The sequence below is a fragment of the Sinomonas terricola genome, from assembly GCF_034931225.1.
GTDB lineage: Bacteria > Actinomycetota > Actinomycetes > Actinomycetales > Micrococcaceae > Sinomonas > Sinomonas terricola.
On the sequence record NZ_JAYGGQ010000027.1, the window covers coordinates 1 to 20,926 of the forward strand.

Sequence of the window (20,926 nt, forward strand, 5' to 3'; positions counted from 1 at the left end):
AGTTCGTCGCCGACTTCGTCAAGGCCTGGGCCAAGGTCATGGACAACGACCGCTTCGACCTGAAGAAGTAGGGCCCGAAGAACTAGGCCCCGGCCCCGGGGCAGCGCCGACCGCGCCGCCCCGGCCCTGTCCGCTAACGCGAGTGGCCGTCATCCCTGCGGGGATGGCGGCCATTCGCGGAGGTGGGTCTGCCGCTCTACTGCGGGACCGGATCTCTCCGGAGGGCGAGCTCGGCAAGGCACGCGACGGCACGGGGGAGCACGGACTCGTCGAAGGTTGCGTGCGGAGAGTGGAGGCTCGGGGCCGTTGCGGGATCGGATGACGCGCTCGCGCCGAGGCTCAGGAACGTGCCAGGGACCTCTTGGAGCACCCATGCGAAGTCTTCGGACCCCGTGTGCGGGTGCTCGAGGTCAATGAAGGCACTGTCATCGAGGATCTCGCGCACGACGGCGGCTGCGTATGCGTTCTCGACGGGATCCGCCATGGTCACGGGATAGGGTTCGGCCCACGCGAGCTCGACGGACATCCCGTGCGCATGAGCGATTCCTCGGCACAGGCGCTCAAGGTCGCCGACGAGTCGCTCGCGATGGTGTGGCGAGAACATCCGCACGGTCGCGTTGAAGTCCGCGCACTCGGGGATGATGTTGCCCGCGGTTCCAGCCTGAATGCGCCCGACCGTCACGATGACGGGGTCGAACGGGTCGTAGCCACGCGTCACGAGAGTCTGGAACGCCACGACCATCTCGGCGGCGACCGGCACGGGATCCTTGGCGAGGAACGGCGTCGAGCCGTGGCCACCCACGCCGCGGACGCGCACGAGAAGCTCATCGCAGCCGGCCATGAGCGCGCCGGGCCGGGACGAGAAGACGCCCTTGGCGAGCTGGGAGGACTGGACGTGCAGCCCGAAGGCGGCGTCCGCGCGTCGTCCTGCCGCGTCGAGGACGCCTTCCTCGATCATCCACTTGACCCCGACGTAGGCCTCCTCGGCGGGCTGGAACATGAACACGACATCGGCGACAAGCTCGTGGCGGCGCGCGTGGAGCACGCGGGCGGCGCCGTAGAGCGCCGCGGTGTGGAGGTCGTGCCCGCACGCGTGCATGACGCCGTCGACCTCCGATGCGAAGTCGAGCCCGGTCTCCTCGGTGATCGGGAGCGCGTCCATGTCTGCGCGCAGGAGGACGACTGGCCTCCGGGTCCGCTCGGGAAGCGGCGCCTGTCCGCGCAGGACGGCGGTCACCGAGGTCAGCTTCGCTCCCGGGGTGATCTCGAGCCCTTCGAGCCGTTCGAGGCGCCGGAGCACCTCGGCCTGGGTCCGCGGGAGATGGGTGCCGAGCTCGGGGAAGCGGTGCAGGAGACGCCGGAGCTCGCGGATGTCGGGAAGGATGCCGTGAGCCTCTTCGAGGGCCGAGGAGGCCGACGGCGCCGCTGGAGTCGCGAGGGGCACGGTGACGGGGTTCACGGCTTAGCAGCCGGGTTGACCTCGGACTTCGTGACCGCGATCTCGGTCACGTTCCACGCGGTGAGGATCTTCGTGTAGGTGCCGTCGGCCATGAGGCTCGCCATGGCCTTCTGGACGAGGTCAGCGAGGGCTGTGTCGTCCTTCGCGACGGCGATGCCCACAGGGGCGGCGCCATACGTCGCGCCGGCCTTCTCGATGGCGCCGCCCGTCTGCTGCAAGGCGTAGCCGACGACGTCGGAGCCGGACGCCATCGCGTCGATCGTCCCGCTCACGAGTCGCGTGTTGATGTCCGTCTGCTTGTCGAGGGTCACGACGTCGATCGGCTTCTTGCCGTTCGCGGTGCACTCCGCGGTGAGGCTCGCGACGTCGTCCGCCTGAACAGATCCCGTCTGCACCCCGATCGTCGCGGCCGCAGGGGCTCTCGGGCGAGAACTTCTTGGGGTTGCCCTTCTGCACGGCCCACGCCGAGCCGCCCACGGCGTAGCTCACCATGTTCACGGCCTTGAGCCGTTCGGGATTGATGAAGAACGAGGAGACGCCCAGATCGTACTTGGGCCCAAGCGCGGGGAGGATGCTCGCGAAGGTCGCCGTCTCGACGTCGACTTTGAGGCCGAGGCGGCTCCCGAGGGCGGTCGCGAGGTCGACGTCGTAGCCCGTGGGCGTGTGGCTGTCCGGCCCGCCAAGGAATTCGGCGGGCGCGAACGTCGTGTCGGATCCGACGATCAGGACTCCCCGTGCCTTGATCGCGGCGGGGACTTGGGCGGCGAGCGAATCGTCCTTCGCGATGGCGGATGGGTTGAACGCCGGCGAGGCGGAAGTGGCGCCCGATGCGGGGGCTGTGCCCGCCTCGGAGGCGTTCGTGCACGCGGCCAGTGTGAGGACGGCTGCCGAGCAGAGGGCCGCGACATTGCGGACCGTGCGGAGCGAGGAAGGACGTGAGAAATAAGCCATGCCATTCACGATAGAATCCGGCTCACAATCGGCTTCGAAGTTCCATTTAACAGCCATCTATAGATTTGTGACTCGGTGAATATTCCATGATCTCGGAAACTGATCTTGCAATCGTCCATGCACTCCAGTTGAACCCCCGGGCCACGTGGCGCGACATCGGCGGGGCCCTTGAGCTGTCCGCAGAGACAGTCTCCCGCCGTTGGGAAGCCCTCCGTGACGAGGGAACCGCCTGGATCATGCCCGTGCCTGGACCGCGCTACCTTTCAGGCGGCGCGTCGGCATTCGTCTTCCTCGCGAGCGCGGCGTCGCATCAGAACCAGCTTGTCGAGAGGCTCTGCGGGAACCCCGCGTTCGGCACTGTATCCCGCGTGGCGGGACCCCACGACCTCGCCGTCGACTGTTTCGCCGGAAGCCATGAGGAGCTCGCGGCCGTACTCACGACGGCGTTCGCGGACGCCCCGGAGGTCCTCGCCCGGGACGTCCTCCTCGTCACGAGGCTCTTCCGCCAGGCCTACGAATGGCACGAAGATGCGCTCGCCCACGGGCCGGCGTCGTCGCTCGCACCCCCGCGCGGCGCCGCCCGGCCAACGTTCTCGTCCGATGCGACCGACGGCGCGCTCATTCGCGCCCTCGCCCAGGATGGCCGCATCGGCTGGGCGGAGCTCGCGGCGACGTGCGGTATTTCGCCGCAGACCGCGCGTCGCCGGGTGGACCGGCTCGTGGATGCGGGACTGCTCGCGTTTCGATGCGACACCGCGGCCGAGGTTCATCCGGGGCAGCGGGACGTGACCCTCGTTCTTGAGGTGCCGCCCGACCGTCTCGAGCCAGTGGGGCGGTATTGCGCTGCGCTCCCGAGCTGCCGCGTGAGCGCCCAGGTGCTCGGGGCCGGCAACCTCCTCGCGACGCTCCGGGTGCGCGACCTTCTCGCAGTGCACGCACTCGAGCAGGATCTCGCTCGCGCCGCCCCGGGAACTCGCGTCGTCTCCCGGCATCCCGTGTTCCGGACTGACAAGCGCATGGGACGGCTCCTTGGGCCGGGCGGACGAGCGGCTGGCGTCGTGCCGCTGCCGCTCTGAGAGCAGCCTCCGTCAGGCGCCTTCGCGGGTCCCTTCAGCGAGCTCCGGCGCGCGGTTCGGCGTGCGACGGCGGTGCGGCACGTAGCGCGGGACGTACCGCGCGAGGATTCCCGCGCCGAGGAACGCGAGCACGCCGATCGCACCGCTCGCGAACGCGAGCGACGCCACCGCGGTGAGCATCGAGACGAGCAGCGGGGCCGCAGCCTGCCCGCCGTCGCTCGCGAAGCGCCACGCCCCGAGGAAGCTCGCGGGCTGGGTTCGCGGCGCGAGGTCCGCGCCGAGCGTCATGATGATCCCGCTCCCGAGGCCGTTGGCCACTGAGAGCACGAGGACGACGGCGACGAACCACCCCGCGCGGCCTGGCACGTCGTGAAGGAACGAGAGGGCGAGGAAGCCGGTCCCGAGCCCGAGCAGGCAGGGCATGACGCTCCAGAGCCGGCCCCAGCGGTCCATGATGTGGCCGCTCGTGTAGAAGAGGGCGAACTCGACCCCTCCCGCGATGCCGATCACGAGGGCCGTGTTCGCCTCGCCGAGCCCGATGCTGAGCGCCCACAGCGGCAGGAGCGTGATCCGCGCCGAGCGGGCCGCGCCCACGAGCGCCGCGCCCGACCCCATGCGCATGAGCACGGCCCGGTGAGCACGGATCGCCTGGAAGAGTCCGTGCCGGGGCTTGCGGGCCGCCGTCGTCCGTTGTGCCCCCCGATGCCCCGCATCAGCGGTGTCCGCTCGCTCCCGGCCAGCTACTCGCTCGGGGTCTGGCAGCACGATGAGCGATGCCGCCGCGAGGGCGCACGCGGCCGCGAAGATCCAGAAGGCCGATTGCGGCGTTCCTGTTGCGGTGATGACTGCCGACGCGACGAGCGGGCCCAAGAACCACCCGCCGCGGAAGACGCCGCCGAGGGTCGAGAGGGCGCGGGCGCGGTATTGCAGGGGAACGTGCGTCGTCATGAAGGCGTGGCGGGCGAGCGCGAACACGGCAGTCGCGAGGCCCTGGAGGAACACGCCGACGAGCAGGACCCACGGATTCGCCGCGAGCAGGCTCACCCCGATGCCCACGAGCGCGACGAGCGCTGCGGCGATCATCGACCGACGCTCGCCGAGCCGCGAGACCACGGCGCCGCTCGGCAGATCCCCCGCGAGGGTCCCGACCGTGACCATCGACGAGACGAGGCCCGCGAGGGCGAGCGACGCGCCGAGGTTGTGCGCGGTGATCGGGATGATCGGGAGGATTGCGCCTTCGCCGGTCGCAAACAGGAGGGCGGGCAGGAAGACGGGCAGCGCGATCGAGCGGAACGTGAAGGGCTTCGGGTCTCCTGTCATGGCCCCTATACCCTACGCCCCGAGCCTGTGCGGCCCGCCACCGGCTCCCGCGTGGGCCCCGCACTCGGGCCGGGCCAATCCGGGCCGGCCCGGGCTCCGAACCCCCTGTGCAAGCGCCCCGGCACAGGACGGAGGGCCATGCGGACTCGTGAGACAGTTGTCTACATGCCGGACCGAGATGCCGGAGCCAGTGCCGCCCCGGAGATCGACGTGCTCATGGCACGCGTCGCGCAGGGCGACCAAGAGGCCTTCGGGAGCCTCTACGATGCCCTCGCGCCGCTCGTGCACGGCCTCGTGCTGCGCGTGGTGCGGGATCCGGCGCAGAGCGAGGAAGTCACGCAAGAGGTTTTCCTCGAGGTGTGGCAGCAGGCCAGGCGCTTCGACGCCGACCGCGGCCGAGCGCGGGCGTGGATCACGGTCATGGCGCATCGGCGGGCGGTGGATCGCGTCCGCGCCGCCCAAGCCTCCGCGGACCGCGACCTCCGCGAGGGGATCAAGGACTTCCGGGAAAGCTACGACGACGTCGAGCACCGCGTCGAGGTCGCGCTCGAGAGCGAGCGCGTGCACAAGGCGCTCGAATCGCTCACCGAGGTGCAGCGCGAGGCGATCCGCCTCGCCTACTACGGCGGCTATACCTATGGCGAAGTCGCCGACGCCCTGGGCCTGCCCCTGGGCACCGTGAAGACCAGAATCCGCGACGGCATGATCCGTCTGAGAGACGTGTTGGGAGTGAGCCATGGATGACCAGCTGCACCTGCTGACCGGTGCCTACGCACTCAACGCGCTCGACGACGACGAGCGCCGCCGCGTCGAGGGCCTCCCGTTCGAGCATCCGACGGCGCAGGAGGCCCGGGAGCTGAGCGAGACCGCCGCTCTGCTCGCCGCCGGGACGACGCCGGTCGCGCCGCCGTCGGGGCTCAAGGCGCGCCTCATGGCGCAGATCGCGGTGACGCCGCAGGCCGAGGTCGCCCCCGACGCCGCCTCCGAGCCGCCCGTTGAGGAGTCACCTCCGGTGGGTGTTCCCGTGGGTGGGCACCCGCGTGAGATGACCGTCCCCACCGGCTCCCAGCCTTCGCGAGCTCAGGCCGGGTCCCCCGCCGGCGTGGGCCCCGGACGCTTCGGGGAGCGCCGTCGTCGTCCGTTTTCTGCGAGCAGCCGGTGGCTCGCCGCAGCGGCCGCGGCCCTCCTCGTTGCCGCGGGGGGCGCCGGGGTGTGGGGCCTTCGGGTCCAGCAGCAGCGGGACGACGCGCTCCGGGCGCTCGCGGCGGCGCAGGGCTCGCGGGCGGGGGTCATGGACCGAATCCTCTCCTCGCCCGACGCGAAGATCCAAGAGGTCTCCGCACCGGGCGGCGCGGTCATGCTCATCGCGCACTCGAAGGAGGCGCAGCTCGCCGGGGTCGTGACGATCGGCATGGCCGCCGCGCCGGAAGGCAAGGCCTACGAGCTGTGGCTCATCGACGCCGCGGGCGCAGCGAAGCCCGCCGGACTTGTGGTGGCCGGGAACGGCTCGACGTGGAACGAGCTTCCCGGCGGGGTCGACGGCGCGGCCTACCTCGGCGTCACCGTCGAACCCGCGGGGGGCTCGCCCCAGCCCACCACGAAGCCGTTCGTGCTCCAAGCCCTCGCCTGACGGCCCGATCTGCCGGCCGGTCCAATCCGACCCGGCGGCGGCTCCGAAGTGTCGGTGCGGGCACACCGCACCGACACCGTCGGAGAGAAATGAGGAGCTGTCATGTCCACCAACGCCATCACGCGCCGCACCCCGGTCCAGCTAGCCGCCATGGCCGTGGGCGCCGTCTTCCTCCTCGTGGGGATCCTGGGCTTCGTCCCCGGGATCACGTCGGGGATGATCGGCTTCGCTGGGCTCGGATCGCACGCGATGCTCCTGGGCGTGTTCCAGGTCTCGGTGCTGCACAACATCGTCCACCTGCTGTTCGGCGTCGCGGGCCTCGTCCTCGCCCGCACCTTCAGCGGGGCCAGGGGGTTCCTCGTGTGGGGCGGCGCGATCTACCTCGTCCTGTTCGTCTACGGGCTCGTCTTCGGCGATGATTCCGGGGGCAACTTCGTCCCCGTCAACATGGCCGACAACGTCCTGCACCTCGTGCTCGGAATCGGCATGATCGCCGTCGGCCTCGTGCTGGGACGCAACGTCGCGGCGGCGCGGCGCTGATCCCAAGGGGTTTGGGGAATCCAACCAAGGCCCGTGCCTTCCCGCGCGAAGGGGAGGCACGGGCCTTCGTCGCGCCCGAGGCAGTGCCCGGGAGGCAGCCGCCTTCAGATCGCGAAAGCTCGCCCTTGACGCGCGCGACGGTAAGTCGTAACTTACTGTTCGTGGCCACTTACGAACGACAGGACGACGTGTGGGACGCCATGGGCGATCGCACGCGTCGCGCCATCCTCGAGCGCCTCGCAGTGCACCCCTGCCCGGTCGGCGAGCTCGCCGCGCAGCTCCCGGTCAGCCGCCCGGCGGTCTCCCAGCACCTCAAGGTGCTCAAGGAGTCCGGTCTCGTCAGCGACGAGACGGTCGGCACCCGGAGGGTGTACCGGCTCAACCCGGCGGGCGTGCAGGCGCTGCGAGACCAGCTCGACATGTTCTGGAACCGTGCCTTGGCGAATTACGAGACGGCAGTCCGGGGTGACGCCGAGGCAGCCGACAACCCTGAGACGGAGGAGAAATGACCTTGGCAGCAGAGGCCGTGGTCCGGAAGGCGATCACGGTCGAGGCCCCAGTGGAACGGGCCTTCGCGGTATTCACCCAGCGCTTCGATGACATCAAGCCGCGGGATCACAACCTGCTCACTGTGCCGATTGTGGAAACCGTGTTCGAGCCTCACGTCGGCGGGCACATCTACGACCGGGGCGAGGACGGCAGCGTGTGCCGCTGGGCCCGCGTCCTCGTGTTCGAACCCCCGACACGCGTCGTGTTCAGCTGGGACATCGGCCCCACGTGGCAGCTGGAGACAGACACTGCCAACGCGAGCGAGGTCGAGGTGCGCTTCGTTGCCGAAGGCCCCTCCCGCACGAGGGTCGAGCTTGAGCACCGGTACATCGACCGTCACGGTCCGGGCTGGGAGAGCGTCTACGCGGGCGTCGAGAACGACGGCGGCTGGCCGCTCTATCTCGCGCGTTACGCCGAGCTGGTCAACGCCTAGGCTGAGGAACCAGGCGCTAGGTACCCTTCCCGCCATCTCGGCCGCCGAGGCCGTCTTCGCAAGGGTATATGCTCCGTTTCGGCGGATTGGGCGCCTGAATGTCGATGGGGGTGGCGGGGTGCGGTTCTCGCGGTTGCTGGGCTTGCTCTTCACGGGGGCTCTGCTGGTGCTTTGCGTGGGCCCGGCATCGGCATCCTCCGGGGGCACCATCACGCGCGAGGGATGGTGGACGCCACTCGGGGTCGTCGTCGGCCCCGACGGCACGGCGTACATCGGCGACCTATCCGGCAATGGCGTCAGCGTCGTGGCCGCTGGGGCAACCAAGCCGTCCCGGATCCTCGCCACGGACTTGAGCACCTCAGGGCCACGGCTCGGGCACTGTTTCGGTCATCCCGCCCGGGGGTGACGCGATCGTGCGCGACATCGCCGTCGAGGCAGGCCCGAGGGAGGTCGCCGTAGGGAAGGACGGCACCGCGTATGTCACGAGCCAGGAGGCCGGGGTGGTCTCGGTGATGCCTCCGGGCGCCGCACGCGTCGCTCGGACTGTCCAGGTCAGCGCCACGCCGGGAACTACGGACAATCCCCACGGGATTGCGGTCGGCCCCGACGGCTCGGTGTATGTCGCGGACATCACCGGCAACGCCATCGCGGTGATCAAGCCAGGCGGCACCGCCGTGGCGTGCCGGGTGCCGGTGAAGAACCCCAAGGAGGTCGCGGTCGGAGCCGACGGCACCGTCTATGCCTTGGCGGCAGCGCAGAACCTGAGCGTGATCAGGCCCGGCGGTACCGAGGTGGCACTCAGCGTGGCCGTCTCAGCCAGCCCGGGTCACCTCGCCGTAGCCCCCAACGGGTCGGTTCTCATCACCAACCCCCAGGAACACACAGTCTCCGTCCTCGGGCCGGAGCTCCTCCGCCCGGGAGCTCCCGCTGCGGCAGCACAGTCAACGGCGCCGCAGTCCCCGGCTGTCGGACCGTCCCAGCAGATGCAGGCCAGCGGCGGCGACTCCAGTCCTTGGGGAAGCATGCCAATCGTGCTTGGTGTCTCGGTTCTGGTCGTGCTCGCGGCCGCCGCCGCGGTGATCGTGACTGGCAGGCGGAGGAAGCGCCAGCTGCCCGCGCTCGAAGCCTCGGCGTCGTTCCTCGAACATCTCGTGCCCAGCCAGGTCAGTGACTCTGACATCGTCGGCGGCAGCAGGTAACAGTCGCGAGGAAGAACAGCGACTAGGCGCCGCGGACCTATAGGCCGGAGGCGTGCTCGGCCTGGTAGCGCACCTTGATGGCGCCGCGCTTGACCTTGACCTCGAGGATCCGCACGTTCGCGAGGTCCGCGAGCGTGCGGACGTGCGTTCCCCCGCACGGCTCGGCGTTGACGCCGTCGATCGTCACGGTGCGGTGGCCGGCGTCGTCCATCGACGCCGTGACGGCGCCGCCGCGCGCAAGCGCCATGTCCATCGCCTCCTGCAGGTCGGCGCGGACGGCCTCGCGCAGGTCCGGCGTCGCGAGCTCGCCCTCGTGGCCTTCGGGGTCGAAGTCGAGCCGTGCCTGGCCCGGGAAGTGGCTGTGCCCCGAATGCTGCCACCCGCGCGCCTCGCCGAGCGCGCCGAGCACGTGGCCCGCCGTGTGAAGGGCGGCGTGCAGCCGACGCTTCTCGGCGTCAAGAGAACAGACGACGGCGTCGCCCACCGTGAGCGCCGACGGCGCCCCCGCGAGGATGACGAGCCCGTCGTCGTCGCGCGCCGGGGTGACGGCCACGCCGTCGACCGTTCCCTCTTCGGACGGCTGCCCGCCGCCCTTGGGGTGGAAAATGTTCGGCGAGACGGCAACCCAGGCCGAGCCCGTGCCGTCCTCGGTGCCCGCGGCGACGACGGTGGCCGAGGCGTCCGTCAGGTAGGTGTCCGCGTAGTAGGCGTTCTCCTGACGCGCGCCGCTCTCGTGGGGAACCACGTCAGCCGCGCCACCGCAGGGTCATGAGGAAGCCGAGGATCGCGACGCCGAAGCCCACGAGGATGTTCCAGTTGCCCAGGATGGGAACCGGGAACTGGCCCTGCGTCACATAGAAGACGATGATCCACAGCAGCCCGACCACCATGAAGGTGAACATGAGGTACTTGTACCAAGGGGGAGTGGGGCCGGACGGCTTCGGCGACCGCTTCTTCTTGCGGGGCTTGGCGCTCTTCTTCGTCAGCGCCTTGTCCGCGCTCTTCTGGGCGCGCGCCTTCGTCTCGGGCTTGTCCGGGGAATCGGGCACTTGTCCTCCTTGGGCCGCCTTCGGCTGCTCGCTGGCCCACTTGGTATCCTGCAAGCACCGCCGACGCGCCGGGGTGCCGCTATCTGACTCGTTCTGGTAGCCAAGTCTAGCTGCCCAGTTCGCCGGCCCAGCCCACTCCACGATTGGCCGAACCGCACATGAGCACCCGCATCCTCGTTATCGACAACTACGACTCGTTCGTCTACACGCTCGTCGGCTACCTCCAGCAGCTCGGCGCCGAGACGACGGTCGTGCGGAACGACGACGTCTCCCTCGCCGAGGCGATCGAGCTCGCCGACGCGCGCGACGGCGTCCTCATCTCGCCCGGGCCCGGCAACCCCGCCGAGGCTGGCGTGTGCATCGAGCTCATCAAGTGGTGCGGCGAAAGTGCGAAGCCCATGCTCGGTGTCTGCCTCGGCCACCAGGCGCTCGCCGAGGCGTACGGCGGCAGGGTCACCCACGCGCCCGAGCTCATGCACGGCAAGACCTCGCTCGTCGAGCACGAGGGCCGGGGCGTCTTCGCGGGGCTCAAGTCTCCGTTCACCGCGACCCGCTACCACTCGCTCGCGGCCGTCGCCGAGACGATTCCCGACGTCCTCGAGGTCACGGCCCATACACACTCGGGCGTGATCATGGGGCTTCAGCACAAGTCGGCGCCGCTCAGCGGGGTCCAGTTCCACCCCGAGAGCGTCCTGACCGAGGGCGGCTACCAGATGCTCGGCAACTGGCTCGAATCGCTCGGGCTCGCGGGCGCCGCCGTGAAGGCCTCGACGTTGAGCCCGCTCATCCACGCCGCGGAGGCGTAGCCCCGCCGCGCTGGTTTGAGGCGGGCCGGGGCCGGCCTGGGGCCAGAGTCTACGGGAAGCCCGGGAGCGCGGCCCCGGTGTCGTTGCCCTTCTTGCCGGTCGACGTCGGCGAGGGGCTCGGCGACGGCGAGGGAGTCGGGGCGACCGCGACCGTGAGCACGACCGTTCCGCCCTGATCGATCGAGCCGTCCGGCGCGACGCTCTGGTCCACGACCGTCCCCGCGGGGGAGGAGCTCGTCTGCGAGTCCTTGGTCTGCACCTGGAGGCCGAGGTTCGTGAGGGCGCTCTTCGCGTCGTCGACGAGGCGCCCGCGCAGGTCCGGGACGCTCACCTTGCCGGTCGAGATGGTGAGCGTGACCTGGGTTCCGATCGCGACGGTCTGGCCCGCGCCGGGGTCGACGCTGATGACGTGGCCGATCGGGACGGTCGGGCTGTTCGCCGATTTCGACTGTTCCGCGGGAACGAGGCCGAGCGAGCGCAGCGTGTCCCTCGCGCCGGCCTCGGTGTTGCCGATGACGCTCTGCGGGATCACGGCCGTCGAAGGCCCGCTCGAGATCTCGATCGTGATCTTCGAGTTCTTCGCGAGCTGAGTCCCGGCGGCCGGAAGCGTGTCGATCGCGTAGTCCTTCGCGACGTCGGGGCTCGGCTTCCGCGTGAACTCGGGCTGGAGGCCGGCCTGCGTGAGCTTCGCGAACGCGTCCGTGTCTTTGAGGTTGCTCACGCTCGGCACCGTGATCATGACGACGGCGGGCGGCGTGGTGAGGTACGTGTAGATCCAGTACCCGCCGCCGCCCAGGACGAGGGCCGTGACGAGCAGGAGCAGCGCGATCCAGCCACCGTGGCGGCGGCGCCGCCGGGGCTCGGCCTCGTCTTCAGCAAACGGGAGGAGGATCTCGGCCTCGGCGGGCGGCACGAGCGGGATCTCGCCCGTGTCGCCGAGATGGGGGTCGACGGCGTCGGGCGGCGCCGCGGCGGCGTGCCTGCCGGTGCTGGGCGCGTCCGCCGCCCCGACCCCCGCCCCGGCGAGGGCCATCGCAGGGGGTGCTGCGGCGTCGTCGTTCGCTCCCGCGGCCGGGAGGACCCGGCCTGCGCCAGCCGCCCGGAGCGCGCGCCGGAACGCGCCCGCGTCGGGGAAGCGCTTGGCGGGGTCCTTCTGGAGCGCCCTGTCGAGGACGCTCTGCACGGCCTCCGTGACCTCGGGATTGAAGTCGCGCGCCTTGGGGGCCTCGACCTGCACGTGCTGATACGCGACCGAGACCGCGGAATCGCCCACGAACGGGGGCCGCCCCGTGAGGAGTTCGTAGAGGAGGCAGCCGGTCGAGTAGAGGTCGCTGCGCGCGTCCACGGTCTGGCCCTGCGCCTGCTCGGGCGAGAGGTACTGCGCGGTGCCGACCACAGCCTGCGTCTGGGTCATGGTGGCGCCCGAGTCCGCGACGGCCCGCGCGATCCCGAAGTCCATGACCTTCACGGTGCCCGTCTCGTCCGTGACCATGACGTTCGCGGGCTTGATGTCCCGGTGCACGATCCCCGCGCGGTGGCTGTACTCGAGCGCCGCGAGCACGCCCTGGACGTATTCGAGGGCCTTCTCGAGCGTGATGGTCCCCTCGTGCGAGAGCTCGCGGAGGGTGCGCCCCGTCACGAGCTCCATGACCATGAACGGGGACTCGACGGAAGCCGGGTTGAGCGGATCGGCACGGCGCTCGCCCGTGTCATAGACCGCGACGATGTTCGGGTGGTTGAGGGCCGCGACCGCCTGTGCCTCGCGCTCGAAGCGCACGCGGAGCTGGCGGTCCCGGGACATGTCGGGCCGCAGCATCTTGACCGCGACCGTCCGCCCGAGGCGTGAATCGTGCGCCTCGAAGACGTCCGCCATCCCGCCGCGCCCCAAGAGCTGGCCGAGCACATACCGGCCCGAGAGGACGACGGGCTGCGGCATCGGCTCGTCCTCTCGTTCCAGCGATGTGTGCGTCGGATGTGTCACATAACCTCTATTTCCCGGAAGCAGTCCTGCTAGTCCAGTGTGGACCTATTTCCCGGGTGTCGCGGGGGAAGCAGGGGGTGTCGTCGCGTTCGCGTGGCTCTGGGTGGGCGTCGGCGTGGGCGTGGGAGCCGAGACCACCGCGTAGGTCACTGTGACGGTCGTCCCGGGCTGCAGCCGGCCCGTGGGGGTCAGGGATGTGACCGCGCCCATGATCCCCTGGGTCTGCTCCACCGGGTTGAGGTCAACGCGAAGGCCGAGCGCTTCGAGCTCGCTCTGAACCTCCGTGTAGTTCCTGCCCACGTAGTTCCCCGCCACGACGGTCACCGTTGTCGGAGTCGGTGTCGCGGTCGGGGTTGGTGTAGGGGAGGCGCTCGTCACCGCCGTCGTGGGGCTCGGGGCGGGCGACGACGGCGAGGGCTGCGGCGAGGAGAACAGGCCAGAATTCGTGAGCCAGATGCCGAGCAGGACGAACAGGAGGAGCGCGACGAGGGCCACGAGGGGCCACGTGAGCGCGCTCCGCTTCTTGCGCGGGGGGCGCGTGGGCGCCAGCTCCTCTTCCTCGTCGATCGGCGCGTACCACGGCGACGGCTCGTGCGCGCCCTCGACCGCGGAGGCGCCGTCGTTGTGGCCCCCCATGATGGGGAGCGCCGCCGTCGCGGGGGCCGCGGCGTGCGCGGCCTGGGCCGCGGCAGCAGACGCGCCGATGCCGGCTCCCACTCCGCCGACGACGGCGGTCGGCGCCGTGCGCGCATCCTGCGGCTGGGTGATGGCTTCCGTCGAGTCGTCGTGCAGCAGCATGCCCGGAACGGCCGCCTGGGCGGCCCGCACGTCCCCGCGCCGGATCGCCTCGGCGGCCTCGGCGAGCTTGATCGCGTTCGCCGGGCGGTTGCGCGGATCCTTCGAGAGCATCGACATGAGCAGCGCGCGGACGGGGGCGGGCACCTGCTCCGGCAGGGGCGGCGGCGCGTCGTTGACCTGCGCGAGCGCGATCGCGATCTGGCTCTCCCCGGAGAACGGGCGGTGGCCCGTGAGGCATTCGTAGCCGATCACGCCGAGGGAGTAGATGTCGCTCGAGCCCGTGGCCTGCTGGCCCGTGGCCTGCTCGGGCGCGAGGTACTGCGCTGTGCCCATGACCTGGCCCGTCTGCGTGAGCGGAACCTGGTCGGCGAGGCGCGCGATGCCGAAATCCGTGACCTTGACGCGGTTGTCCGGCGTGATGAGCAGGTTGCCGGGCTTGATGTCGCGATGCACGAGCCCGCGCGCGTGCGCGACCGCGAGGGCGCGCGCCGTCTGCGCCATGATGCTGAGCGCGCGGTCCGGGGAGAGCACCTTCTCGCGCTCGAGGATCGAGCTGAGCGGCTCCCCGGGGACGAGCTCCATGACGAGGTAGGCGGAGCCGCTGTCCTCGCCATAGTCGAAGACATTGGCGATCCCGTTGTGGTTGAGCAGCGCCGTGTGCTGGGCCTCGTTGCGGAACCGCTGGAGGAACCCGGGATCGCCCGCGTACTCCTCCTTGAGGATCTTGATCGCAACGTTCCGTCCCAGGACCTCGTCGCGAGCGTTCCACACCTCGCCCATGCCGCCGATGGCGATCCGGCTCTCCAGGTGGTACCTGCCGCCCAAGGTGATGCCCGACGTCGGTCTCACTTCTTCAACACCGCCTCAAAGATCTTGCTCGCGCTAGGACTGGTCAGTTTGGCGCCCGTCAGCACATCGACGCCCTCGATCACGATGGTCACCTGCACCTGCGGATTGTCCGCCGGGGCAAAGCCCGTGAACCACGAATTGTTGAGGCCGCTCGTTCCGAGTTCGGCCGTTCCGGTCTTGCCGGCAACTTTGACTCCCGGGACGGCCGCACCCTTGGCGATGCCGTCCGAGACGACGTCCGTCATCCATTCAGTGATCTGCCGGGCGATGTCCGGCGTCGTGGACGTGCGCAGGACCTCGGGCTTGGGCTGATCGACAACGCGGAGGTCCGGGGCCGTGATGGACTTGATGAGCGATGGCTTCATCTGCACGCCGCCGTTCGCGATCGCGTCGGTCATGAGGGCGATCTGGAGCGGCGAGGCCTTTGTGTTGAACTGGCCCACTGCGGACTGCGCGAGCTGTGCCTGGTCGAGGCCCTTGGGCCACTGGCCGGCCTGGTAGTCGAGGTGCAGGAGGTTTCCCGCGTCCTGCCCGAAGCCGAACGCCTCGGCCTGCTTGCCGATCGCGTCCTGGCCCAAGTCGAGCGCGATCGACGCGAACGGCGTGTTGCAGGACTGCTCGAGGGCGAACGCGAAGCTCGCCTCGCTCTGCGTGTAGCAGTTGCCGCCCGCGTAGTTCGGGAGGGTCGCGGTGCTGCCCGGCAGCGGCATCTGGGCCGGGTTCGGCAGCACGCTGTCCTTGTTGTATTTGCCGGACGCGAGGGCGGCGGTCGTGTCGACGAGCTTGAACACCGAGCCCGGCGCGAGGAGCGCGCCGGTCGGGCCGCTCACGCTCTGGTTGAGGTTGATGCCGGGAGTGCCCTGGATCTTCGTGAAGGCGGCCTGAGCCGCGGCCTGATCGTGGGTCGCGATCGCGTTCGGATCGTAGCTCGGCTTGGAGACCATCGCGAGGATCGCGCCGGTCTTCGGATTCGTGACCACGATCGAGCCGCGCTTGTCATCCGGGATGAGGCTGTACGCGAGCTGCTGGATGGCCGGGTCGATCGTGAGCTCGACCGACGCGCCCTGCGGCTGCTGGCCGAGGAGGAGCTGCTTGAGCCGGTCGAAGAGGAGCTGGTCCGACTGGCCCGTGAGGGCCCCGTTCATGCTCTTCTCGAGGCCGGTCGAGCCGTAGTCCTTCGAGTAGTACCCCGTGATGCCCGCGTAGAGCTCGGGCTGGAGGTACTTGCGCTGGAACTTGCAGCTCTCGGTTCCGGTCGGCGCGGACTGCACGACCGGCTGGCCGCCCACGATGATCGCGCCGCGGTCCTGGCAGAACGTCGCGAGGATCGCGCGGTTGTTCCACTGGTTCGACGCGAGGTCGTCGGCGCCTACGACCTGGACGTAGCTGATCGAGCCCAGGATGAGGGCGAACATGACGGCGAGGGCGATCCACGCGTTCCTGATGGCCTGGTTCATTGCCGCTCCACCGCCTGGGTCACGGTGGTTTCCGGGGCCGCGCGGTGCGCGCCCGGGGCGTGGGCGGCCGGGGCCTGGAGAGGCGTCATGTCGATCGGCCGGCGCGCGGCGTTCGAGATGACGAGTACGAGGGCGGCGATGATCCAGTTGGCGAGGAGGGACGAGCCGCCCGCCGCGAGGAACGGCGTCGTGAGGCCCGTGAGGGGGATGAGGCGCGTCACGCCGCCGATCACGACGAAGCACTGGAGGCCGATCCCGGCCGAGAGCCCGCACGCGAGGAGCTTGCCGAAAGCGTCGCGCGCGCCGATGGCCGCGCGCAGGCCGCGCGAGACGAGGAGCGCGTAGAGCATGACGATCGCGAAGAGCCCCACGAGGCCGAGCTCCTCGCCGAACGAAGCGATGATCATGTCGGAGTGCGCGAACGGCACGAGATCAGGCCTGCCCTGCCCGAGGCCCGTTCCGATGAGGCCGCCGTTGGCCATGCCGAACAGTCCCTGGACGATCTGGTAGCTGCCGCCGTACTGGCGCCCGAAGACCTCCGGGTCGAACGCGTTGATCCATCCGTCGATGCGCAGGCGGATGTGCGGGAAGATGAGTCCCGCCGCGAGCGATCCGCCGAACATGAGCAGCACGCCGAGGATCGCCCAGCTCGCGCGGCTCGTGGCCACGTAGATCATCGAGATGAAGATCCCGAAGAAGAGGATCGACATGCCGAGGTCGTGCTGGAAGATGAGGATCCCGATGCTCGCGAGCCACGCGATCACCATGGGGCCCAGGTCGCGGAAGCGCGGGAGCTGGAGCTTGCCGATGCGGCGGCCCGCGAGCAGGATGAGGTCCCGGTTGGTCGAGAGGTACCCCGCGAAGAAGACGCCGATCGTGATCTTCGCGATCTCGCCCGGCTGGAACGTGGCCGATCCGACGCGGATCCACACCTGGGCGCCGTTGATGTCGCCCGCCGTGATGCCCGGGACGAGCGGCAGGACCAGCAGGAGCGCGCTCAGGATGAGGGAGATGTAGGTGAACCGCCTGAGCGTGCGGTGATCCCTGAGGAAGAGGATGACGACGACGGCCAGCGCCATCCCGATGACCGTCCAGCGCGCCTGAGCGTTCCCGTAGTCGGAGCCGTCGGTATCCAGCCGGTGGATCATCGCGAGGCCGAGCCCGTTGAGCGTGACGACAATCGGAAGGATTACCGGATCGGCATACTTCGCCCGGATGCGTAGCGCTATATGCACGGCGAGGGATGCAACGCACAGGATGGCAGTCTGCATCCAGAAGTCGTTTCCGAGGGGCGCACCCACGTTGATCGAGGTCATCGCGTTCGCCCCGTTCCCCACGATGAGCGCGAGGATGAGCAGGACGAGCTCGATGTTGCGCCGCGGACGCGACGCGATGTCGACGGCGCTCACTAGTGGCCTCCCAAGCACGGGTTGGTGGACGAGGGGCTCGCGGAGGGCGAGGGACTCGCAAAGGCCGGCAGGCTCGCAGTAGACGACGTCGTCGCCTGGCCGGACGGCGGAACCGCGCCCGCCGTCGTGGACGGGCTGGGCGAGGCCGACGGAGGCGACGTGAGGCAGCTCTGCGGATTGGTCCGGAGCTGTGCGACGAGCTTCTCAGCCTCCGTGAGGCTGTCCGCAGGTACGCCCCTGCGAAGGGTCTGCTGCTGGAAGTCGGGCAGGGAGCTCATCGGGATGTCCGTCGGGGCGTAGACCTTCGAGAGGGAGAAGGGCCCGAGGGGCTGCGACACCCCATTGAAGATGGCGACGTGGTCATCCGACGCACCCACGTAGTACCGGGTCTGCGTCCACGCGTAGCCGAGCCAGAGGCCGAGCACGATGGCGACCGCGACCACCGCGGCGAGGATGAGCCGGAACCACCGCGTCGCCGGCCTCGGGGCGGACTCGGAGTCGGTCTCCTCGAGGTCCATTTCGGCGTCCGACGCGCGGTGCGTGAGGAGTGCTGCGGCCCGCCGCGCCGCTGTGCGGCTTGCGACCGAGGGCAGCGACCCTGCTTCGGCCGCCGCGGCTGCGGCGCCCACGAGCTCGTGCGGGCGGCTGTCGAGTTCGCGGCGCAGCACCTCGGCCGAGAGATGGGCACCGAGGTTCGGATCGGTGGGAAGCTCGCGTCGGAACGGCGGCTCGGCCCCCGTTCCGCCCGATCCCGCGACGGCGTCGCCTGCCCCGGGCCCGACCGAGGCGGCCGACGCATCCGGTGACGACCCTGCGAGGCGCGCGTCGCCGTCGTCGTCCGTCCGGCCGGGGCCCGCGACCTCGGCGCGCCGGTCCTCGACTGCCTCGTGGGCGTGCGGCTGGGGGCTCTCGGCGCGCGCGGCGGACGTCACGGGCGTCCGCGCCGCGGCGGAGGCCGTGACAGGGGCCGCGGCCGCAGGCGCCGCGACGGGAACAGCGTCGCTGCCCTCCCCGGCGGCGGCCGTGTCCGCGACAATGTCGGCGACGACGACGGTCACGTTGTCCGGAGCGCCCGCGGCAAGCGTGAGGCTGATGAGGCGGTCCGCGCATTCGGCCAGGTCGTCGACGTCCCGCACGGTCTGCTCGACGATCTCGTGCGGGACGTAGTTGAGGCCGTCCGAGCAGAGGAGCCAGCGCTCGCCCTCCTCGACGTCGAAGGACGTGAGGTCGAGCTCGGGGCTCGCGTCGACGTCGCCGAGGACGCGCATGAGCACGTTCTTGTGCGGGTGGGTCTCGGCCTCTTCGGGGCGGAGGCGGCCCTCGTTGATGAGGCGCTGGACGAACGTGTGGTCCACGCTCATCTGCTCGAACGCGGTGCCGCGCAGGCGGTACGCGCGCGAATCGCCGATGTGCGCGAACGCGAGCTTCGAGCCGTTGAGGAGGATGGCCGTGACCGTCGTGCCCATGCCCGCGAGCTTGGGGTTCGCGGAGACGAGCTCGGAGAGAAGCGAATTCGCGGTCTGGATCTCGTCCGCGAGCACCGTCCCGGCGTCCCCGGCGTAGCCTCCCCGGTCGAGGTGGACCAGGTCGAGGACCGTGGACGCGCTCGCGACGTCGCCGCCGGCGTGGCCGCCCATGCCGTCCGCGACCACGGCGAGATGACGGCCCGCGTAGGCGGAGTCGTCGTTCTTCGAGCGCAGCCGACCGACGTCGGAGCGGGCTGCGTACCGCAGGATCAGCTGGGTGTCCGGCAAGATCAGGGCCTCAGCTCGATCACGGTCTTGCCGATGCGGATCGGGACATTGAGCTCAACCGGCTGAGCACGCGTGAGCTGGCGGTCGGCGAGATAGGTGCCATTGGTCGAGCCGAGGTCCTCGATGAACCAGCGGCTTCCCTGGGGGAACAGCCGGGCGTGGCGGCCCGACGCGTAGTCGTCCTCGAGGACGAGCGTCGCCTCTTGGGCCCGGCCGAGGAGGATCGGGCTCTCGCCGAGCGGCATATCCGTGCCGGCGAGGGGGCCCTCGACGACGACCAGGTGGTGGGCCTGCTGGCGGGCCGGCGGCTCGGCGAGCTCCGGATTCTTGCGCACCTGCCGGGCCGTGGGGGCTCCTGTCTTGTTGCGGCGGCCGACGGCGAGGTCGCGCCGCATGGCTCCCACAATGCTGAAGACGAGCACCCACATGAGCACGAGGAAGCCCAGACGCAGCACGGTGAGCGTCAGTTCGTTCACGCGTTTCCTCCCAGCGGCGCCGGCAGCATGCGGAACACGATGCGCGTGCGGCCCATGGTGATCGCCGAGCCGTCGAGCAGCTCGACCGAGCCGTTCACGCGCTCGCCGTTGACGTAGCTGCCATTGGTCGATCCGAGATCCACAGCGTACGTGCGCCCCTCGCCGTGACGGATCTCAAGGTGCTTTCGCGAGACGCCCGTGTCGTCTACTACGATGTCCGCCTCCGAGGAGCGGCCGAGCACGATGGAGTCTGCGTTGAGCGAATACCGCTGGCCCTCGATTTCGAGGACGGGGTGAAGCCGCAGCGCCTGACGCGCGGCCGCTGGGACGCGGGGCGCCGCGGTGGGCATGCGCGGCGGCGCGGGCGGACTCGACGGACGGGAGGGCGCCTTGCCCTGCTCGGACCGCGCCGTGACCTCGAACGAGCCCGGCTTGAGCGCGCCGTCGTGCTTGAAGGAGAAGCGCACGGGGCCCTGAAGGGTGTAGCCCTGCGAGCGGGCGTGCTTGACGGCGACGTCGCACAGCTCTTCGGCGAGCGGCTGGCCCCACAGCTGGGCGCGGTCGAAGTCCTGGTCGCCAAGGCGAGCCTCGAAGACGTTCGGGGCAAGCGTGCGGCCTTGGGCGATCACCATCGCCTGGCTGTCCATGACACGCCGAAGGCGGCTCGCGATCTCGACCGGCTGCACCTGGCTGTTCGAACCCCGCGAGAAGACGCCGTGCACGGCCTTCTCGATGCCGAGCTCGAGGCGATCGAGCAGTCCCATGGCCGTCCTCCTCTCGGGTCGCCGTGCGGTCAGGCATGCGCGCCGCACCCACAGCACAGGCTGGCGTGTGTGCCGGTGTTCCGTGCCGTGGCGCGCCGCGCACGCGGTCGATGCTTCTCCGATAGTACTGGGCGGGTCTGAAAACTCCCGACTCGGGTGCCGAGAATCGTGCTGGCGATTTCGTATCCCGTGGGGCCTCGGCTATGCTTGTTGTCGCTGCCTTCGCGGGATTGGGCCTCTGGTTAGAGCCCGTCGGAGGGTGAGCGCGAGTGGCGGAACGGCAGACGCGCTGGCTTCAGGTGCCAGTGTCCGAAAGGGCGTGCGGGTTCAAATCCCGCCTCGCGCACCCATGTGGTGTCTCGGGACATCGGCTACAGATGTCTCGGGACATCGACGACACCCCCGGTCTTCGGACCGGGGGTGTTC

20 protein-coding genes, 1 tRNA gene and 1 pseudogene are annotated in these 20,926 nt (G+C 70.1%); 9 read left to right on the forward strand and 13 right to left on the reverse strand.

All coding sequences use genetic code 11. The features are described from left to right. Window positions 1–196: 196 nt before the first annotated feature. The 3 genes and pseudogenes from SPF06_RS21620 to SPF06_RS21630 all read right to left on the reverse strand — a co-directional run. Window positions 197–1,459, reverse strand: coding sequence for a M20 metallopeptidase family protein (locus SPF06_RS21620; protein WP_323281233.1), 1,263 nt, complete (start codon window positions 1,457–1,459; stop codon window positions 197–199). Further along, entirely contained in the window at window positions 1,456–1,854 is a 399-nt protein-coding gene (locus SPF06_RS21625; protein ID WP_323281234.1) for a transporter substrate-binding domain-containing protein, read from the reverse strand. Before SPF06_RS21625 ends, SPF06_RS21620 begins: the two co-directional genes overlap by 4 nt. Before the next feature lie 97 nt (window positions 1,855–1,951). Beyond that, a pseudogene (locus SPF06_RS21630) lies at window positions 1,952–2,467 on the reverse strand (transporter substrate-binding domain-containing protein); the annotation flags it as partial. A 29-nt stretch (window positions 2,468–2,496) separates the two neighbouring features. On the opposite strand from SPF06_RS21630, the gene SPF06_RS21635 reads away from it, so the two are divergent. Next, entirely contained in the window at window positions 2,497–3,486 is a 990-nt protein-coding gene (locus tag SPF06_RS21635) for an Lrp/AsnC family transcriptional regulator (RefSeq protein WP_323281235.1), read from the forward strand. Between the two features lie 12 nt (window positions 3,487–3,498). On the opposite strand, the gene SPF06_RS21640 is transcribed toward SPF06_RS21635, so the two are convergent. After that, window positions 3,499–4,806 carry an MFS transporter gene (locus tag SPF06_RS21640; protein ID WP_323281236.1) on the reverse strand — a complete coding sequence of 436 codons (1,308 nt, stop codon included), beginning with the start codon at window positions 4,804–4,806 and terminating at the stop codon, window positions 3,499–3,501. 165 nt (window positions 4,807–4,971) lie between these two features. On the opposite strand from SPF06_RS21640, the gene sigK reads away from it, so the two are divergent. The 6 genes from sigK to SPF06_RS21670 all read left to right on the forward strand — a co-directional run bounded on the left by sigK (window position 4,972) and on the right by SPF06_RS21670 (window position 9,157). Beyond that, window positions 4,972–5,550: an ECF RNA polymerase sigma factor SigK gene (gene sigK / locus SPF06_RS21645; RefSeq protein ID WP_323281237.1), complete on the forward strand. Its 579-nt coding sequence runs from the start codon at window positions 4,972–4,974 to the stop codon at window positions 5,548–5,550. Continuing rightward, entirely contained in the window at window positions 5,543–6,436 is an 894-nt protein-coding gene (locus SPF06_RS21650; protein WP_323281238.1) for an anti-sigma factor, read from the forward strand. Before sigK ends, SPF06_RS21650 begins: the two co-directional genes overlap by 8 nt. A 102-nt stretch (window positions 6,437–6,538) precedes the next feature. After that, a complete protein-coding gene (locus tag SPF06_RS21655; protein WP_323281239.1) occupies window positions 6,539–6,976 on the forward strand; it encodes a DUF4383 domain-containing protein in 438 nt (145 codons plus the stop codon). 161 nt (window positions 6,977–7,137) lie between these two features. Continuing rightward, on the forward strand, window positions 7,138–7,485 hold the full coding sequence (locus tag SPF06_RS21660; RefSeq protein ID WP_323281240.1) for an ArsR/SmtB family transcription factor: 348 nt from the start codon (window positions 7,138–7,140) through the stop codon (window positions 7,483–7,485). Next, window positions 7,482–7,958 (forward strand): SRPBCC family protein, encoded by a 477-nt coding sequence (locus SPF06_RS21665; protein WP_323281241.1) that lies wholly within the window; start codon window positions 7,482–7,484, stop codon window positions 7,956–7,958. The genes SPF06_RS21660 and SPF06_RS21665 overlap by 4 nt, the downstream gene beginning before the upstream one ends. Window positions 7,959–8,371: 413 nt before the next feature. Continuing rightward, window positions 8,372–9,157, forward strand: a complete 786-nt coding sequence (locus SPF06_RS21670) for an NHL repeat-containing protein (protein WP_323281242.1) — start codon at window positions 8,372–8,374, stop codon at window positions 9,155–9,157. Between the two features lie 37 nt (window positions 9,158–9,194). On the opposite strand, the gene SPF06_RS21675 is transcribed toward SPF06_RS21670, so the two are convergent. Both SPF06_RS21675 and SPF06_RS21680 read right to left on the reverse strand, forming a co-directional pair. After that, window positions 9,195–9,902, reverse strand: a complete 708-nt coding sequence (locus tag SPF06_RS21675) for an alanyl-tRNA editing protein (protein WP_323281243.1) — start codon at window positions 9,900–9,902, stop codon at window positions 9,195–9,197. Between the two features lies 1 nt (window position 9,903). After that, on the reverse strand, window positions 9,904–10,206 hold the full coding sequence (locus SPF06_RS21680) for a cell division protein CrgA (protein ID WP_323281244.1): 303 nt from the start codon (window positions 10,204–10,206) through the stop codon (window positions 9,904–9,906). Window positions 10,207–10,364: 158 nt separating this feature from the next. Between SPF06_RS21680 and SPF06_RS21685 the strand changes: the two genes are divergently transcribed. Continuing rightward, window positions 10,365–11,012 (forward strand): aminodeoxychorismate/anthranilate synthase component II, encoded by a 648-nt coding sequence (locus SPF06_RS21685; protein ID WP_323281245.1) that lies wholly within the window; start codon window positions 10,365–10,367, stop codon window positions 11,010–11,012. Between the two features lie 49 nt (window positions 11,013–11,061). On the opposite strand, the gene pknB is transcribed toward SPF06_RS21685, so the two are convergent. The 7 genes from pknB to SPF06_RS21720 form a co-directional block, all read right to left on the reverse strand. Beyond that, window positions 11,062–12,948, reverse strand: coding sequence for a Stk1 family PASTA domain-containing Ser/Thr kinase (gene pknB, locus SPF06_RS21690; protein ID WP_323281246.1), 1,887 nt, complete (start codon window positions 12,946–12,948; stop codon window positions 11,062–11,064). A 90-nt stretch (window positions 12,949–13,038) separates the two neighbouring features. Next, entirely contained in the window at window positions 13,039–14,640 is a 1,602-nt protein-coding gene (locus tag SPF06_RS21695; protein ID WP_323281247.1) for a protein kinase domain-containing protein, read from the reverse strand. Then, window positions 14,637–16,097, reverse strand: coding sequence for a peptidoglycan D,D-transpeptidase FtsI family protein (locus tag SPF06_RS21700; protein WP_323281248.1), 1,461 nt, complete (start codon window positions 16,095–16,097; stop codon window positions 14,637–14,639). Before SPF06_RS21700 ends, SPF06_RS21695 begins: the two co-directional genes overlap by 4 nt. Next, window positions 16,094–17,506 (reverse strand): FtsW/RodA/SpoVE family cell cycle protein, encoded by a 1,413-nt coding sequence (locus SPF06_RS21705; protein ID WP_323281249.1) that lies wholly within the window; start codon window positions 17,504–17,506, stop codon window positions 16,094–16,096. Before SPF06_RS21705 ends, SPF06_RS21700 begins: the two co-directional genes overlap by 4 nt. Further along, window positions 17,506–19,260, reverse strand: a complete 1,755-nt coding sequence (locus SPF06_RS21710; RefSeq protein ID WP_323281250.1) for a PP2C family protein-serine/threonine phosphatase — start codon at window positions 19,258–19,260, stop codon at window positions 17,506–17,508. Before SPF06_RS21710 ends, SPF06_RS21705 begins: the two co-directional genes overlap by 1 nt. Window positions 19,261–19,262: 2 nt before the next feature. Then, complete coding sequence (locus SPF06_RS21715; RefSeq protein WP_323281251.1) at window positions 19,263–19,736, reverse strand: FHA domain-containing protein FhaB/FipA; 474 nt, start codon at window positions 19,734–19,736, stop codon at window positions 19,263–19,265. Next, on the reverse strand, window positions 19,733–20,500 hold the full coding sequence (locus tag SPF06_RS21720; protein ID WP_323281252.1) for an FHA domain-containing protein: 768 nt from the start codon (window positions 20,498–20,500) through the stop codon (window positions 19,733–19,735). Before SPF06_RS21720 ends, SPF06_RS21715 begins: the two co-directional genes overlap by 4 nt. Window positions 20,501–20,763: 263 nt before the next feature. On the opposite strand from SPF06_RS21720, the gene SPF06_RS21725 reads away from it, so the two are divergent. Then, window positions 20,764–20,846, forward strand: a tRNA-Leu gene (locus SPF06_RS21725). The last annotated feature ends 80 nt before the right edge of the window (window positions 20,847–20,926 follow it).

Bases quoted from the DNA above. Each gene is read 5' to 3' on its own strand.
- SPF06_RS21635 (WP_323281235.1), top strand. From the start codon at position 2,497: ATGATCTCGGAAACTGATCTTGCAATCGTCCATGCACTCCAGTTGAAC.
- SPF06_RS21640 (WP_323281236.1), bottom strand. From the start codon at position 4,806: ATGACAGGAGACCCGAAGCCCTTCACGTTCCGCTCGATCGCGCTGCCC.
- sigK (WP_323281237.1), top strand. From the start codon at position 4,972: ATGCCGGACCGAGATGCCGGAGCCAGTGCCGCCCCGGAGATCGACGTG.
- SPF06_RS21650 (WP_323281238.1), top strand. From the start codon at position 5,543: ATGGATGACCAGCTGCACCTGCTGACCGGTGCCTACGCACTCAACGCG.
- SPF06_RS21655 (WP_323281239.1), top strand. From the start codon at position 6,539: ATGTCCACCAACGCCATCACGCGCCGCACCCCGGTCCAGCTAGCCGCC.
- SPF06_RS21665 (WP_323281241.1), top strand. From the start codon at position 7,482: ATGACCTTGGCAGCAGAGGCCGTGGTCCGGAAGGCGATCACGGTCGAG.
- SPF06_RS21685 (WP_323281245.1), top strand. From the start codon at position 10,365: ATGAGCACCCGCATCCTCGTTATCGACAACTACGACTCGTTCGTCTAC.
- pknB (WP_323281246.1), bottom strand. From the start codon at position 12,948: ATGCCGCAGCCCGTCGTCCTCTCGGGCCGGTATGTGCTCGGCCAGCTC.
- SPF06_RS21700 (WP_323281248.1), bottom strand. From the start codon at position 16,097: ATGAACCAGGCCATCAGGAACGCGTGGATCGCCCTCGCCGTCATGTTC.
- SPF06_RS21720 (WP_323281252.1), bottom strand. From the start codon at position 20,500: ATGGGACTGCTCGATCGCCTCGAGCTCGGCATCGAGAAGGCCGTGCAC.